This window comes from Sinomonas cellulolyticus, from assembly GCF_014656475.1.
GTDB classification, from domain to species: domain Bacteria; phylum Actinomycetota; class Actinomycetes; order Actinomycetales; family Micrococcaceae; genus Sinomonas; species Sinomonas cellulolyticus.
Window position 1 is genome coordinate 254,529 of record NZ_BNCM01000006.1, and the last position, 14,787, is coordinate 269,315.

Genomic DNA, 14,787 nt, shown 5'->3' on the forward strand with positions numbered 1-14,787 from the left:
TCGGACGGGGGATTGAGTGTGGTCCAGCTCACTGCTACTGTCATCCCATAATCTGAATCTGAACCCACAATGTGGTGAGGTTAGGGGACTGGGATGGTTACACAGACGGCTCTGGGCGAGTACGCCGTCGACTTGGAGGGGTGTACCAAGGAGTTCACGACTCCCGGCGGCCAGACATACTGCGCCGTGCGCGACATCAACCTCAAGGTCCTGCCCGGGCGGTTCGTCTCCGTCGTGGGTCCCACGGGGTCGGGCAAGTCGACGATCCTGAACATGGCGGCAGGGCTCCTGGCGCCCTCGGAGGGCATTGCCCGCAGCTTCGGCGAGCCGGTCAAAGGGGTCAACCGGCGTGCCTCCTATATGTTCCAGCAGGATGGCCTGCTGCCATGGAAGACGGTCATCGATAACGTGAGCCTCGGGCTCACGATGGCGGGTGTCGGCAAGGCCGATGCCCGTGCAGAAGCGCAGAGGTGGCTCGAGAAGGTCGGGCTGAGGAACTTCGCAGACCGCTACCCCCACCAGCTCAGCGGAGGCATGCGCAAGCGCACCGCAGTGGCGCAGGCCTGGATCGTCAATCCCGACATCCTGCTCATGGACGAGCCGTTCTCCGCGCTCGACGTCCAGACCCGGCAGATCATGGAGAACGAGCTGCTGGCCCTGTGGCAGGAGTCCGGCAAGGCCGTCATCTTCATCACGCACGACCTCGACGAGGCGATCGCCCTCTCGGACGAGGTGGTGATCCTCGGCGCAGGTCCGGGGAGCACGGTGGTCGGGTCCTACGAGATCACGATCCCCCGGCCGCGCGATCTCCTGGAGATCCGCGACGACCCCCGCTTCGTCGAGCTGCACCGGGAGATCTGGGGACGGCTGCGCGTCGAGGTGTCCAAGACCTACCAGTCCTCGGCAGTCTCCGGGGGTGAGGTGGCATGACGGTGGCTGACACCAACCGTCCGGGACTCGGTCCGGCGACCGGCACGCCCGGCTCCTCGTCCCCCGGCCGCCGCAAGAGCCCGCAGTCGCGGGTCCGGGCGACTCTCGGCATGCGGCTGCTCCAGCTGGGCCTCGCGGTGGTCGTCCTCGTCGCCTGGGAACTCCTCGTGCGGGCCAAGGTGATCGACGAGTTCTTCTTCCCGCTCCCGTCGGAGATCTTCCAGACCGTCTGGCTGTGGATCTCGTCCGGCTACGTGTTCCCGCATCTGTGGATCACCATGCAGGAGTCTCTGCTCGCGTTCATCGTCGGCGCCGCAGCCGGCCTTGCCCTCGGCTTCATCCTCGCGCGGGCGAGCTTCCTCGAGCGGCTGTTCCAGCCGTTCCTCCAGATGTTCAATGCGCTTCCCCGCGTGGTGCTGGCGCCGATCTTCCTGCTGTGGTTCGGCCTCGGGATCTGGTCGAAGGTCGCCTTCGGCTTCACGCTCGTGTTCTTCATCGTGTTCTTCAACACCCTCGAAGGGGTCAAGAGCGTGGACAGGGTCCTGATCGACAACGTCAGGATGCTCGGAGGCAACGAGAAGCAGCTGCTGCGGAACGTCTTCATCCCCAGTGCGCTCACCTGGATCTTCTCGAGCCTCCACATCAGTGTCGGCTTCGCCATCACGGGCGCGGTGGTCGGCGAGTACCTCGGCGCCTCGGGCGGCGTCGGCTATGCGATTGCGCAGGCGCAGGGCGTCTTCGACACGAAGGGCGTCTTCGCCGGGATGTTCATCCTCATGATCGTCGTGCTCATCGTCGACCTCGTCGTCAACCGCATCGAGCGGCACCTGCTCCGCTGGCGCCCGGCCCAGTCGGCCTAGAACCTGCAGACGGCCTAGAACCGGCAGTCGCCCTAGAGCCAGCACCCAGCCCAGAAACACCCACTCTTCTCCACACTCCCTGCACGGAAGGAATTCCCCATGACGTCGTCGCACGACAATCAGGCCCCCCACACCTTCAACGCCGAGTCCCAGGGCGTGACGCGCCGCCGGCTCCTGTCGGTGGCCGGCGTGACGGCGGCCGGCCTCGCCCTCGCAGCCTGCGGCGCCCCGGCCGCGGCACCCCCCGGGCAGACGGGCACCGCTGGCGCGACGGGAGCGGCCGGCGGCGGCTCGGGAACGAAGGTGATCATCGGCGTCGGCGGCCAGACCCTGCTCACGTACCTCCCGACAACCCTTGCCGACCAGCTCGGCTACTACAAGGAGCAGGGCCTCGACGTCGAGCTCCAGGACCTGCAGGGCGGCTCGAAGGCGCTCACCGCAATGCTCGGTGGGAGCACCCAGGTGACGAGCGGCTACTACGAGCACACGATCCAGATGCAGGCGAAGAACCAGAGCATCAAGGCCTTCGCGGACATGGGCCTCTCCTCGGGCCTCGCCCTGGTCGTCGCGCCCAAGAATGAGGGCACCATCAAGAGCATCGCGGACCTCAAGGGCAAGAACGTCGGGGTGACCGCCCCCGGGTCGTCGACGGACATGTTCGTGAAGTTCCTCCTCTCCAAGAACGGCTTCCAGCCCACCGACGCCTCGGTCTCGGCGATCGGAGCAGGGTCCAGCGCAGTAGCGGCGGTGCAGAACAACCAGGTGGACGCCGCCGTCATGCTCGAGCCGGACATCTCGGTCCTGGCGAAGCAGCTCGGCAAGCCACTGGTGATCCTCCAGGACGTGCGCACGGCGGACGGGCTCAAGGCCGTCTTCGGCACCGACTCGTGGCCCTCGGCCTGCCTCTACGCGAAGACCGACTGGCTCGAGAAGAACTCCGACACCGCGGGCAAGCTCGCGAAGGCCATCGTCAAGACCCTCAAGTTCATCAGCGACCATTCCGGGCAGGAGATCGCGGACAAGATGCCCGAGAAGTTCGCCGGCGGGGACAAGGCGCAGTACGCCAAGGTGATCGACGACCTGAAGAAGACCCTGAGCAAGGACGGTGCCTTCACCGAGGACGGCGTCAAGGCTGTGCTCAAGACGCAGCAGGTGGCCAACCCGGAGGTCGGGAACAAGGACATCGACCTGAGCAAGACCTACACCAATGACTTCGTCAAGGCCTGAGACGGACGCCGAGGACCGGGTGCCCGCACCGCTCGCGGGCATCCGGGTCCTCGAGCTCGGAAACTACATCGCGGCGCCCACCGCCGGACGGATGCTCGCCGACTTCGGCGCCGAGGTCATCAAGGTCGAGCGGCCGGGAACGGGAGACGAGCTGCGGAACTGGAGGCTCTACGAGGGCACCACCTCCATGCTCTTCAGGACCATCAACCGGAACAAGAAGTCGATGGCCCTTGACCTGCGCTCCGAGGCTGGGAAGGCCGTTGTCCTCGATCTGGTCAGGCACTGCGACGTCCTGCTGGAGAACTTCCGGCCGGGCACCCTCGAGCGGTGGGGTCTGGGACCGGACATCCTCAAGGAGGCCAACCCCGACCTCATCGTCACGAGGCTCTCCGCCTACGGGCAGACCGGGCCCCTCTCGCAGCGGCCGGGCTTCGCAGCCGTGGCGGAGGCCGTGGGAGGCTTCCGCGAGCTGGTGGGTGATCCGGACCGGCCCCCGGTGCGGGTGGGCATCTCCATCGGCGACTCGATCGCTGGCCTCTACGCGGCGTTCGGCTCCGTCATGCTGCTCTTCGAGCGTGAGCGTGAACGTGAGCGTGAGCGGGCCGGGGGAGGCGCAGGGCGTCCAGCGAACCGGATCGTCGACGTCGCCCTGAACGAGGCGATGTTCTCGATGATGGAGTCGCTCATCCCGGACTACCTGGCCTACGGCGTGCAGCGGACCCGCACGGGCGGGCGCATGGAGGGCATTGCACCGAGCAATGCCTATGTGTGCAGGGGCGGCGGGAGCGTGGTCATCGCCGGCAACGGCGACTCGATCTTCGCCCGGTTCATGGACATCATCGGCCGGCCGGACCTCGCGGCCGACCAGACGCTCGCGAGCAACGCCGGGCGCTGGGCGCGCCGCGACGAGCTCGACCAGGCCATCGGCGCGTGGACGGCGTCCCTGACGCCGGAGGAGGTCCTGGCCGTGCTCGACGCCGCAGGAGTCCCGTCCGGGCCGATCTACACGGCACAGGACATCTGCTCCGACGCCCAGTACGCCGCACGCTCCATGATCCAGCGGTTCGACGTGTCCACGGGCGAGAGGACCATCCCGGACGTGGGATTCCCCGGGATCGTCCCGGTGCTCGGGGAGGCGTCGCTGCCCATCAGGTCCCTCGGCCCCGATCTCGGCGAGCACACCGAGGAGATCTGCCGGGAGCTCCTCGGGAAGTCCGCCGAGGAGACCGCGGCGATCCTGCGCGCATCCTCGGGGGTGGCCGCATGAGCTTCGCCTTCGCCCCCAACGCCAGACTGCGCGACGTGACGCTGCGGGACGGGCTCCAGCTCACGGGCAAGCTCCTCCCGGCCGAGCGCAAGGTCGAGATCGTCCGCCGGCTGCTCGCCGTCGGCGTGCCGGCCCTCGAGATCGGCTCCCTGGCGCGGCCGGACAAGGTCCCGCCGATGGCCAACACGCTCGATGTGGTGCGGGCCCTCACCGCCGAGGAGCTCGCGTCCTGCTGGCTCTGGGTCGCCACGCCCAAGCACGTGTCGCTCGCCCTCGAGGCGGGCGCGCGCAACCTGCAGTACTGCTTCTCGGCCTCCGACTCGCACAACCTCGCCAACATCGGCAGGACCACGGAGACGAGCCTCGCCGCCATGCCCGAGGCGCTCGCGCTCGCCCAGGAGGCTGGCGCGCAGGTCGAGCTCTGCATCGCCACCTCGTTCACGTGCCCCTTCGAGGGGCCGGTGCCGCCGGAGCGGGTGCTCGCGATCGCCAACGACCCGCGGGCCGAGGGCGCCCAGGGCATCGTGATCTGCGACACCCTCGGCCAGGCGGTCCCGGCCCAGGTGGCGGGCCTGGTCTCCCGCGTGCGGGAGGAGTCTCCCACGCGGGAGATCGTGTACCACGGGCACGACACGTGGGGCCTCGGCGTCGCCAATGCCCTCGCCGCGATCCAGGAGGGCGCGGCGATGGTCGACGGCGCGCTGGGCGGCCTCGGCGGCTGCCCCTTCGCGCCGGGCGCGAGCGGCAACACCTCGAGCGAGGACATCCTCTTCGCGACCCGCCCCGACTGGTTCACGCCCGAGACGCTCGCCGAGCTCGTCGGCCTGTCCGCTTCGCTCCTCGGGGACCTCGGCGAGCCGAACCGCTCGCGCGCCGCCCAGGGGGCGCGGTCGAGCGCGAGCGCCTTCGAGTGGGCCGTCGGCAGCCAGCACACGCCGAAGTGAGCCGGGGCGCACGACGGCGAGGGCCCGCCGTCGTGCGCCCCGCGCCTCCCAAGGGGCGCACCCCGTGGAAAAATGCCCCTGAGGCGAAGGGTGCATATGGACGTTCTGCTGCTGGTGGTCGGCCTCCTGTTCGGCACGGTGCTCGTCGTGGGCATCGGCGAGCGGATCCGGCTGCCCTATCCGATCCTCATGCTCGTCTTCTCCGCGCTCGCGGCCTCGCTGCCGTTCGTCCCGGACGTCCGGATCGAGCCGGACCTCATCCTGCCGCTCTTCCTGCCCCCGCTGCTGTTCGCCGCCGCGCAGCGCTCGAGCTGGAGCGTCTTCCGGCTGCGGTGGCGGTCCCTCGTGCTGCTCGCGGTCCTTCTCGTCGTCGCGACGGTGGCCGCCGTCGCGGCCGTGACGTGGTGGCTCGTCCCCACGATCGGCGTGCCGATCGCCGTCGCCCTGGGCGCCATCGTGGCGCCGCCCGATCCCGTCGCCGTCGAGGCCATTGCCGCGAAGGTCACCATCCAGCGCCGGCTCCTCACGGTCCTGCAGACGGAGGGCATGTTCAACGACGCGATGGCCATCGTGATCTTCCAGACTGCCGTCACGGCGCTGGTCAACCACGGCCGGATCGGATGGGACCTCGTGCCCAGGTTCCTCGCGGGCGCCCTCGGCGCGGTGCTGCTGGGCCTGGCGATGGCGTGGCTCGTCGGGGCCCTCAACCGGTTCGTCCCCAACCTCGTGGCCCGCAGTGCGGCGACGCTCGTGGCGCCGTACGCCGTGTACATCCTCGCGGACCTGATCCACTGCTCGGGGGTGGTGGCGGTGGTGGTCACGGCGGTGGAGCTGGGTCGGCGCGCCAGGCCCCAGGACTCGGAGGAGCGGCTCACGCGCTCGGCCTTCTGGGAGGTCCTCGAGCTGCTCACCACGGGTGTCGCCTTCGGACTCGTCGGGATCGAGATGCGCTCCGTGGTCGACGCCGAGGGAGCCAACTTCCTCACGTTCATCCCCGGCATCCTCGCGATCTGCGCCACCGCCGTCCTCGTGCGCTTCGTCTGGATGTACGCGATGTACAGGATCGGCGGGACGGAGCGCCGGGAGAAGACGCCCAGGTCCCTGAAGGAGGTCGTGGTCCTCACGTGGTGCGGCATGCGCGGCCTCGCCACGCTTGCCCTCGCGCTCGCGCTCCCCGCGACGCTGGCGGACGGCTCGCCCACCCCGGGGCGCAACTTCGTGGTCGCGGCGGCCGCCTCGGTACTGGCCGTGACGCTCGTCGTCCCGGGCCTCACCCTTCCCGGCCTGATGCGCGTGCTCCGGATGCCCGATGAGACGGAGGCCGAGGAGCGGGCGCAGCGCGCGCTCGCCCGCCGGGCCCAGCGGGTTGCGCTCGAGGCCCTGCGCGCCTCGCCGGCCGCACAGAAGCTCCCGGAGCAGCGGCGCAGGGCCCTCGCCCGCCGCATGTCCTCGCTCCACACCGTCCTCGAGACGGACTACGCCGAGGAACCCGAGAAGATGCTCCATATCAAGGACGTGCTGGCCGTGATGGACCGGGCGCAGCGGGACGCGCTCGAGGCGGCCCGCCGGGAGATGCTCGCCGCGCGCAACGAGCCCGGCGCCGACCCTGAGCTCGTGGACCGGGTGCTGCGCCGGCTCGACCTGCGCACGGTCACCCTGGACCGCTGAGGCGGCGCCCGGTGCAGAGAGGCACGACGGCGGCCGCGCGCCGTCGTGCGCACCGGTCGCCTCGGGTGCCGCCCGCCTCAGCGGGGCTGCGCGCCGGGCGCCTCAGGGGACGCTGCGGTGCCGGTCCTCCTTGGTGCTCGGCCCCTCGGGGTGGGGTGCGATCCACGGTCCCGTTCCCTCCGACTGGTCGATCACCCCGGCCTCCAGCCAGGTGAACTCTCCGGCGAGGACGCGGCGCGCGAGGCGGCGGTCGGCGTCGTCCGTGTTGTCCCACAGCGCGTCGAACAGGACCTCGATCCTCCGCCGGGACTGCTCGCAGAACGCCTCGGCGAGGTCGCGGGCCGAGTCCGCGCCGTCGGCGCCTGTGGCGCGCAGGTGCTCGGACCAGGCGCACGAGGCCGCCATCGCGAACAGCTCGGCACCGATGTCCACGATCCGGCCCAGGAACGCCTGGCGGTGCTCGAGGGCGGCCTGCCAGCGGCCCATTCCTGCGAACGTGTGCCGGGCCAGCCGCCGCGAGGCGCGTTCGACGTAGCGCAGGTGCTTGGCGAGCGTGCCGAACTCCCGGTAGGCGCGGGGATCGTTCCCCTCGCCGGCCAGCAGCTTGGGCAGCCACTTGGCGTAGAAGCCCGAGGCGTCCTTGGCTGCCTTGGCCTTCTCCGCGAGCGTCGCGTCCGCGCGGGCCAGGTTGCCGGCGGCGGCGAGGTGCGCGTCGACGGCCTCGCGGGCAATGAGCAGGCGCATGATCTCGGTGGAGCCTTCGAAGATCCGGTTGATGCGCAGGTCCCTCACGAGCTGCTCTGCCGGCACCCCGCGTTCCCCGCGCGCCTGCAGCGACGCGGCGGTCTCGTAGCCTCGGCCTCCGCGGATCTGCAGGAGCTCGTCCGCCACGGTGTACGCCATCTCGGACGACCACAGCTTGGCGAGCGCCGCTTCGATGCGCACGTCCTTCATGCCGGCGTCCGCGAGCGAGGCCGAGACCTCGAACACCGCCTCGAGCGCGAAGGCCGTGGCGGCGATGAAGGCGATCTTCGTGGCCACCGCCTCGTGCTCGCCGATCGGGCGCCCCCACTGGACGCGGGCCGCGGACCATTCGCGGGCGATCTTGAGCGACCACTTGCCGCCGCCGGCGCACAGGGCCGGGATCGAGAGGCGCCCGGTGTTGAGTGTGGTGAGGGCGATCTTGAGTCCCTGGCCCTCGCGGCCCACGCGGTTGGCTGCGGGCACGCGGACCCGGTCGAACCGGGTCACGCCGTTCTCGAGCCCCTTGAGGCCCATGAACGAGTTGCGGTTCTCGACCGTGATCCCGGGCGAGTCCATCTCGACCACGAAGGCCGTGATTCCACCCTTGCCCGCCGGAAGATCACCAGCAGCCCCGTGGGGGAGGACCTTCGCCATGATGACCACGAGCTCGGCGATCACCCCGTTCGTGGTCCAGAGCTTGGACCCGTCGAGGATGTAGCTCTCGCCGTCCTCGGCCAACGTGGCCGTGGTGGTGAGCCGTGCGGGGTCGGAGCCCACATCGGGCTCCGTCAGCAGGAACGCGGTGACCGCGCCGGCCGCGCAGCGGGGGAGGTACTCCTTCTTCTGCTCCTCGGAGCCGAACATCTTCACGGGCTCCGGTACGCCGATCGACTGGTGCGCGGACAGGAGCGCGCCGAGGGAGGGGTGCACCGAGCCGATGAGCATGAGGGCGCGCCCATAGTAGGCGAGCGGAAGTCCGAGGCCCCCGTACGTGGTGGGGATCTTCATCCCGAAGGCACCGATCCCGGCCAGAGTGCGGAGGTAGTCGTCGGGGATGCGGTCGTCGGCCTCGATGCGCCCTCCGTCCATTCCCGCCAGGGCCTCGCGGAGGCGGGCGAGGAATGCCTCGCCCCGAGCCGCGTCCTCGGTGTCCGTCTCGGGGACGGGATGCATGAGGTCCCACTGGAAGTCGCCGAGGTAGAGGGCCTTCGCGAAGCTCGGCCGCTCCCAGTCCTTCTGACGGCTGGCCTCGGCCACAGCACGGGATTCGTCCCAAGTGGGATCGGCAGTGGGGGGAGCGGCCGCAGGAGTGGCGGTGGTCGGGTCGGTGTCCGTGCTCATGGCGGCTCCCCTCGTCCAGGGCCGCCTCGGGTGGTGACCCTTCAGCTGTGAGTTCATGGTACGCCGAGTACCTACTGGCGGGTAGGGGTCGTCCTTGGTCCGGGGATCCGGCCCGCGAGGGCGGCAAGGGCGTCCGCGCACTCGTCCGGTGCCTCCCATTGCACCATGTGGCCCGCGCCGGGGACGACCGTGGGCGTCCAGTCCGGGTGTTCCGCGAGGATCCGCTCGACCTCCTCGGGCGGCCGGGTCCGGTCGCCCGCCCCGAGGACGACGCCGACCGGCGCCGCCAGCTGCTCGGTCACCGCCGGCGCCACACCGGACAGCGCGGCACGCAGCGAACCGCGCAGCACGGGCGCGGGCACCCCGAATGCGGCCTCGAGTTCCGCGGCGAGTGCCGGATCGGTGGCGCGGCCGCCGTACCAGGCCGCGAGGCACGTCTCGACGGCCTCTCGCGAGGGCGGTCCGGCGGCCTCGAGGAAGAGCCGGCCGAGCCGCCTCGCCGTGGTTGCGCTCGGGGCCACGGGCACCATGCCGACGAACGCGACCGCCGCCACGAGCTCGGGCCGGAGGATCGCGAGGGTTGCCGCCACGGACCCGCCCAAGGAGTGGCCCGCCACGACCGCGGGCGAGCCGAGGCGCTCGAGGAGGCGTGCGGCGTCGTGCGCGGCCGCCTCCAGCGTCCAGTCCGCCTCATCCCGCACTGCGTCCCTCATGGTGCCGGCCTGTCCGTAGCCGAGCAGCGGTCCATAGCCGAGCAGCGGCGGAATCTCGACGCTGTGGCCGAGTGCGCGGAGCCTTGCGGCGACAGGCGTCCACGTGATGGTTGGACAGGCCCAGCCGTGCAGGAGGAGGAAAGGGAGCTCCGGGGCGTTCATGCGCCAACCCTAAGCGGCAAGGATGTGCAGCTGCGCCCAAGGTGTCGCGCGGAAGCGAGAGCGCACTACGCACCGGGATTGCACGAATGTGCATATGACGTGGATCACTCTTGCCCTCCGACGCGTTCCTACTTGAGAGTAACTTCTTGTCCGCGGCCAACGGGGCCCGCGGTATCAAGACAGGAGGACGCCGATGCGCCGTTTCCGACTGACCACCTTGCTCTCCGTCGCGCTTCTGGCCGTGGGCCTCGCGGCCGCCCCCGCCCAGGCCGACTCGGTCTCGCCGGATCCGCCAGGCGCCAATGACTGGACCTGCAAGCCGTCCGCCGCGCACCCCTACCCCGTGGTCCTCGTGCCCGGCACCTTCGAGACCATGGCGAAGAACTGGTCCTTGTTCTCGCCCGTCCTCAAGGACCAGGGCTACTGCGTCTTCTCGCTGAACTACGGCGTGGTCAACGGTGTGCCGGCGAGCGGCCCCGTAAGGGACTCCGCGGCCGAGCTGGGCGACTTCGTCTCCTCGGTTCTCGGCGCGACGGGCGCCAAGCAGGTGGACCTCGTGGGGCACAGCCAGGGCGGCATGATGCCGCGCTACTACATGGGCTTCCTCGGCGGGGCCAAGTACGTGCACCAGCTCATCGGCATCGCGCCGTCGAGCCACGGCACCCAAGGCCTCATCGCGCCGTCGCCTGCGGGGATGATCCTCGACACCACTGCCACGAGCACGGCGTGCCAGGCGTGCGCCGACCAGTACGCCGGCTCAGAGTTCGTGGCCCAGCTCAACTCCATCGGGGACACCGTCCCCGGTCCCGCCTATACGGTGATCTCGACCCGGTATGACGAGGTCGTGACGCCGTACACGAGCCAGGCCCTCGCGGGGTCCTCGAAGCAGGTCACGAACCTCGTGCTCCAGGACTACTGCCCGCTCGATACCATCGAGCACGACCAGTCTCCCAATGACCCGAACGTCTGGGCCCTGGTCTCCAACGCGCTCCTCCAGGGCGGCCCCGCCGATCCCGCGTTCCGTCCGGTCTGCGTGTAGCGCGCCGGTGGCCGCGGCGTCCCCCGAGTGGTTGACTGACGGAATGACTGATCCCACAGCGGCTGGACCCCGCGATCCTGAATCCCGTGTGGTGAGCGCCGAGCGCGTGGTCAACGCGCCGAGCGAGGCCCTCTTCGAACTCATCGCAGATCCCGCCGCCCAGCCGCGGTGGGACGGCAACGACAACCTGCGCGAGGCACCTCAGGGCCAGCGGGTCCGGGCCGTGGGCGACGTGTTCCGCATGATCCTCACGAAGGGCGCGGTCCGCGAGAACCACGTGGTCGAGTTCGAGGAGGGGAGGCTGATCGCGTGGATGCCCGCCGAGGAGGGCGCGCCGCCGATCGGCCAGCTCTGGCGCTGGGAGCTCGAGCCTCGGGGCGAGGACGCCACCCTCGTGCGGCACACCTATGACTGGACCCGGCTGGAGGACCCGCAGCGGCTCCCGCGGGCCCGTGCGACGACGGCGGACAAGCTCCGCGCGTCTGTTGACCGCCTGGCGGCCCTCGCCGAGGGCGAGGCGTAGACGGGCGGAGTCGGCCGGCCTCAACACGACGAAGGGGACCACACTCGGTGTGGTCCCCTTCGTCAGGTGCGGGTGATGTCGGTTCGGCTCAGACCGCCGGGAGGAACTTCAGGGCCGAGTTCCACTGGTACTCCGGCAGGGAGTCGTTGGCGGAGAGCAGGATGTTGAGGAAGCCGGTCTGCTCGAGCTGCTGGGCGCGGCGCAGCGGTCCCACCTGGACGGGGTTGAGGCTGGCGTCAGAGGCGAACTCGGAGACGGCCTTGACGGCGTTCTCGTCGTCGCCGGCAATGAGCACGTCGAGCTGCTGGCCCGAGACGCTGCCGGAGACGAGGGTGCCGCCGAACGTGGTGTTGAACGCCTTGACGACCTTGGCCGGGGTGGCCTTCTGGAGCTCCTCCGCGGCGGACGTGCCGGCGGGGACGGCCAGGCCGTCGAAGGTCGAGAAGTCGACCGGGTTGGTGATGTCCACCCAGACCTTGCCGGCGAGGGAGTCGCCGTACTCGGTCGCAACCTTCTTGGCGGCGTCGAAGTAGATCGCGGGGATGACGATGGAGCCGTCGATCGGGTCGCCCACCACGCCGGTGGTGAAGGTGCCGCCGAGCTCGGAGGCGAGGGCCTCCGCCTTGGCCTTGTCCTCGTGGGCCAGCAGCTGGACGCTCTTGCCCGCTGCAACAGCGCGGGACGCGAGCCCACGGGCCATGTTGCCGGTGCCGATGATGGTGATGTCGCTCATTCTGGTCTGCCTTCCGATATCCATTTCAACCCTTACTTGAAGCTACAACTGATGCGTGACCGGATGTATTCCCCCCTCTTCGCATCCCTCGCCCACCTCCTTGACGTGTAGGAATTTTCCTACCTAAACTTGGCGAGTGCCCCGCCAGCAGAAGGAAACGCCTACGGACCACGTGTTCGCCGCGCTCGGGCACCCGGTGCGCCGCGACCTCTTGGCCGCGCTCCTCGACGGTGCGCAGACCGCGCAGGCGCTCGCGGACCGCTACGAGATGGCGCGCCCGAGCGTCGCCGAGCACCTCAGGGTGCTCCGCGGCGTCGGCCTCGTTCAGGAGCGGCAGGCGGGCCGGAACCGCTACTACTCCCTCACGCCCGAGCCGCTCCAGCTGCTCCGCGACTGGCTGGAGCCGTACGAGCAGTTCTGGCGCGGCCGGCTACCGCGACTGGCAGCCCTACTCGAGAAGGAACAGGACCATGACTGACACTGCAGACCTCACCGAAGTGCGCGTGGAGGACTTCCTCCCGCAGTCGCCGCCGGCCGTGTGGAGAGCCCTCACCACTCGGGAACTGCTCGCCCAGTGGCTCATGCCCAACGACTTCGCCCCCGAGGTGGGGCACCGGTTCCACTTCCGCACGGAACCCGTCCCGGCCGCACGCTTCTCGGGCGTCATTGCTTGCGAGGTGCTTGAGCTCCGGGAGCCGGAACTGCTCGCCATCTCCTGGGCGGACGAGTCTGCGGAGAACGACATGGCCACGACCGTCACCTTCTCGCTCGAGGCGCACGACGGCGGCACGCGCCTTACCGTGGTCCAGTCCGGCTACCGCGCGGATCACCCCGGTGACCAGATGGCGCGTACCATCATGGGCAGCGGCTGGGCCGGCCGGATCGTGCCCCGGCTCAGGGAAGTGGTGCAGGGGTAGACCCCGAGGGTCGCCGATGTGCCAGTTGATTTGCGGCGTCCGGGCGCGGCGCATAGTATTTAAGGCTGTCGTATGTAGTGGAGTCCACTTCTCGGCACTGAAGTCACCGTCTAACCGCGGCGAGGGAACTTCGGCTGGCTCTCACCCCGCCTGGTTCACCCTCCGGAAAGCTGCAGGACGAACGGTGCATCGAGGTGGCGGGACGCCTATGCGGACCGCCATTTTTACTGCAACTGTTTGACTACACCTTGGAGGAGCGAACATGGCAGCGCATTGCCAGGTGACCGGGGCATCGCCCTCGTTCGGTCACAGCATTTCCCACTCGCACCGCCGCACCAAGCGTCGGTTCGATCCGAACATCCAGAAGAAGCGCTACTGGGTCCCGTCCCTGCGCCGCAACGTCACCCTGACGCTGTCGGCCCGCGGCATCCGGACCATTGACGTGCGCGGCATCGACTCGGTTGTCGCCGAGCTGCTTGCGAAGGGTGTGAAGCTCTGATGGCCAAGAAGGACAAGGACGCACGTCCGATCATCAAGCTCAAGTCCACCGCCGGCACGGGCTACACCTACGTGACCCGCAAGAACCGCCGCAACGACCCCGATCGTCTCGTCATGAAGAAGTACGATCCGGTGGTCCGCAAGCACGTCGACTTCCGAGAGGAGCGCTAAGACATGGCCAAGAAGTCCAAGATTGCCCGCAACGAGCAGCGCAAGGTCATCGTCGAGCGCTACGCCGCGAAGCGTGCCGAGCTGAAGAAGACCCTCGTCGACGAGAACGCGACGGACGAGGCCCGCGAGGCCGCGCGCGTGGGTCTGCAGAAGCTCCCCCGCAACGCATCGCCGGTCCGCGTCCGCAACCGCGACCAGATCGACGGCCGCCCCCGCGGCACGTTCCAGAAGTTCGGCATCTCCCGCGTGCGCTTCCGCGACATGGCGCACAAGGGCGAGCTCCCGGGCGTCACCAAGTCGTCCTGGTAAGCACCAGACCCGTCCGAAGGGCGGCACCCCGCTGGGGTGCCGCCCTTCGGCGTATCCGGCGGGTCCATCGCGCGCCGGGGCTGGATGAGCGAGCCGAAGCGCACGACGTCGCCGCCTGGCTCTCGGGGCCGCGTTCCGTCAGCATCCGGGCCCGGCCACCAGCCACCGTTCCGCGGCGCTGTATTCGGAGGATCTCCTGGGCAGGCTCGATGCCCGCTCGTTCTGCCGAGGACATGCACGGGCGCGCGAACTCGACACGCCCGGGCGTCACACTCGATTTGCTGGCGCCCCTGAATCCCTGTAATGTCTTCTGAGTCGCCGGGAGCGGCCGCGGGAACGCGGACGGAACGGCGGCCAAACCCCTTCTCAACAACCGGAAACGGACACGCTGACACGCGTCCTGAATCGGTGGGGCAGAGAACCTCGAGCACCGCGGATTCCAGACACGGAATTTGCACTGCAAGAGAGACTCTGGTAGCTTTGAGAAGTTGCTCCGGGACGGGCTGAGGGCCGAGGGCCAGCAGCATACCGGAAGTTGTTTGTTGTTTGAGAACTCAATAGTGTGCCAAGTTTTGTTGATGCCATTTTTTTGGTGTCTGTTGCCTGGTTGCGTGCGCCCCTGTGTGCGTTGCTGGGTGGTTTTTGATGCCGGATCGTTTTCTGCTGGCCCTTCGCCTTATTTTCCTGGGGTGGGGGGTTGGCGTGTTTTTTGACGGAGAGTTTGATCCTGGCTCAGGATGA

Annotated in this window: 16 protein-coding genes; 13 read left to right on the top strand and 3 right to left on the bottom strand. The window is 69.2% G+C overall.

Annotated features, from left to right (window positions below; translation table 11 throughout):
* The first annotated feature begins 93 nt into the window (after window positions 1–93).
* From IE231_RS10105 to IE231_RS10130, 6 genes are all read left to right on the top strand, one after another.
* On the top strand, window positions 94–930 hold the full coding sequence (locus IE231_RS10105; RefSeq protein WP_189693811.1) for an ABC transporter ATP-binding protein: 837 nt from the start codon (window positions 94–96) through the stop codon (window positions 928–930).
* Window positions 927–1,790 carry an ABC transporter permease gene (locus IE231_RS10110; RefSeq protein ID WP_201896978.1) on the top strand — a complete coding sequence of 288 codons (864 nt, stop codon included), beginning with the start codon at window positions 927–929 and terminating at the stop codon, window positions 1,788–1,790. The genes IE231_RS10105 and IE231_RS10110 overlap by 4 nt, the downstream gene beginning before the upstream one ends.
* A 99-nt stretch (window positions 1,791–1,889) precedes the next feature.
* Complete coding sequence (locus IE231_RS10115; RefSeq protein ID WP_189693812.1) at window positions 1,890–3,017, top strand: ABC transporter substrate-binding protein; 1,128 nt, start codon at window positions 1,890–1,892, stop codon at window positions 3,015–3,017.
* Window positions 2,998–4,284, top strand: a complete 1,287-nt coding sequence (locus tag IE231_RS10120; protein WP_189693813.1) for a CaiB/BaiF CoA transferase family protein — start codon at window positions 2,998–3,000, stop codon at window positions 4,282–4,284. The genes IE231_RS10115 and IE231_RS10120 overlap by 20 nt, the downstream gene beginning before the upstream one ends.
* The gene (locus IE231_RS10125; protein WP_189693814.1) at window positions 4,281–5,228 is read left to right on the top strand and encodes a hydroxymethylglutaryl-CoA lyase-like TIM-barrel protein; all 948 of its coding nucleotides are present in this window, start codon (window positions 4,281–4,283) and stop codon (window positions 5,226–5,228) included. Before IE231_RS10120 ends, IE231_RS10125 begins: the two co-directional genes overlap by 4 nt.
* Window positions 5,229–5,324: 96 nt before the next feature.
* On the top strand, window positions 5,325–6,896 hold the full coding sequence (locus IE231_RS10130; RefSeq protein ID WP_189693815.1) for a Na+/H+ antiporter: 1,572 nt from the start codon (window positions 5,325–5,327) through the stop codon (window positions 6,894–6,896).
* A gap of 102 nt (window positions 6,897–6,998) precedes the next feature.
* Here IE231_RS10130 and IE231_RS10135 read toward each other — a convergent pair whose 3' ends face one another.
* Window positions 6,999–8,981 (bottom strand): acyl-CoA dehydrogenase family protein, encoded by a 1,983-nt coding sequence (locus tag IE231_RS10135; RefSeq protein WP_189693816.1) that lies wholly within the window; start codon window positions 8,979–8,981, stop codon window positions 6,999–7,001.
* 71 nt (window positions 8,982–9,052) lie between these two features.
* A complete protein-coding gene (locus tag IE231_RS10140) occupies window positions 9,053–9,856 on the bottom strand; it encodes an alpha/beta fold hydrolase (protein ID WP_189693817.1) in 804 nt (267 codons plus the stop codon).
* Between the two features lie 193 nt (window positions 9,857–10,049).
* Between IE231_RS10140 and IE231_RS10145 the strand changes: the two genes are divergently transcribed.
* Both IE231_RS10145 and IE231_RS10150 read left to right on the top strand, forming a co-directional pair.
* Complete coding sequence (locus IE231_RS10145; RefSeq protein ID WP_189693818.1) at window positions 10,050–10,895, top strand: esterase/lipase family protein; 846 nt, start codon at window positions 10,050–10,052, stop codon at window positions 10,893–10,895.
* A 43-nt stretch (window positions 10,896–10,938) separates the two neighbouring features.
* Complete coding sequence (locus IE231_RS10150; protein ID WP_189693819.1) at window positions 10,939–11,418, top strand: SRPBCC family protein; 480 nt, start codon at window positions 10,939–10,941, stop codon at window positions 11,416–11,418.
* 88 nt (window positions 11,419–11,506) lie between these two features.
* Here the strand turns inward: IE231_RS10150 and IE231_RS10155 are convergent, their stop codons facing one another.
* Window positions 11,507–12,151 (bottom strand): NADPH-dependent F420 reductase, encoded by a 645-nt coding sequence (locus IE231_RS10155; RefSeq protein ID WP_189693820.1) that lies wholly within the window; start codon window positions 12,149–12,151, stop codon window positions 11,507–11,509.
* 136 nt (window positions 12,152–12,287) lie between these two features.
* Here IE231_RS10155 and IE231_RS10160 point away from each other — a divergent pair, with 136 nt between their 5' ends.
* From IE231_RS10160 to rpsN, 5 genes are all read left to right on the top strand, one after another.
* Complete coding sequence (locus IE231_RS10160) at window positions 12,288–12,629, top strand: ArsR/SmtB family transcription factor (RefSeq protein WP_189693821.1); 342 nt, start codon at window positions 12,288–12,290, stop codon at window positions 12,627–12,629.
* A complete protein-coding gene (locus IE231_RS10165; RefSeq protein ID WP_189693822.1) occupies window positions 12,622–13,068 on the top strand; it encodes an SRPBCC family protein in 447 nt (148 codons plus the stop codon). Before IE231_RS10160 ends, IE231_RS10165 begins: the two co-directional genes overlap by 8 nt.
* A gap of 262 nt (window positions 13,069–13,330) precedes the next feature.
* Window positions 13,331–13,567, top strand: a complete 237-nt coding sequence (gene rpmB / locus IE231_RS10170) for a 50S ribosomal protein L28 (protein ID WP_189693823.1) — start codon at window positions 13,331–13,333, stop codon at window positions 13,565–13,567.
* On the top strand, window positions 13,567–13,737 hold the full coding sequence (gene rpmG / locus IE231_RS10175; protein ID WP_043122011.1) for a 50S ribosomal protein L33: 171 nt from the start codon (window positions 13,567–13,569) through the stop codon (window positions 13,735–13,737). Before rpmB ends, rpmG begins: the two co-directional genes overlap by 1 nt.
* 3 nt (window positions 13,738–13,740) lie before the next feature.
* On the top strand, window positions 13,741–14,046 hold the full coding sequence (gene rpsN, locus IE231_RS10180) for a 30S ribosomal protein S14 (protein ID WP_189693824.1): 306 nt from the start codon (window positions 13,741–13,743) through the stop codon (window positions 14,044–14,046).
* Window positions 14,047–14,787 lie beyond the last annotated feature (741 nt).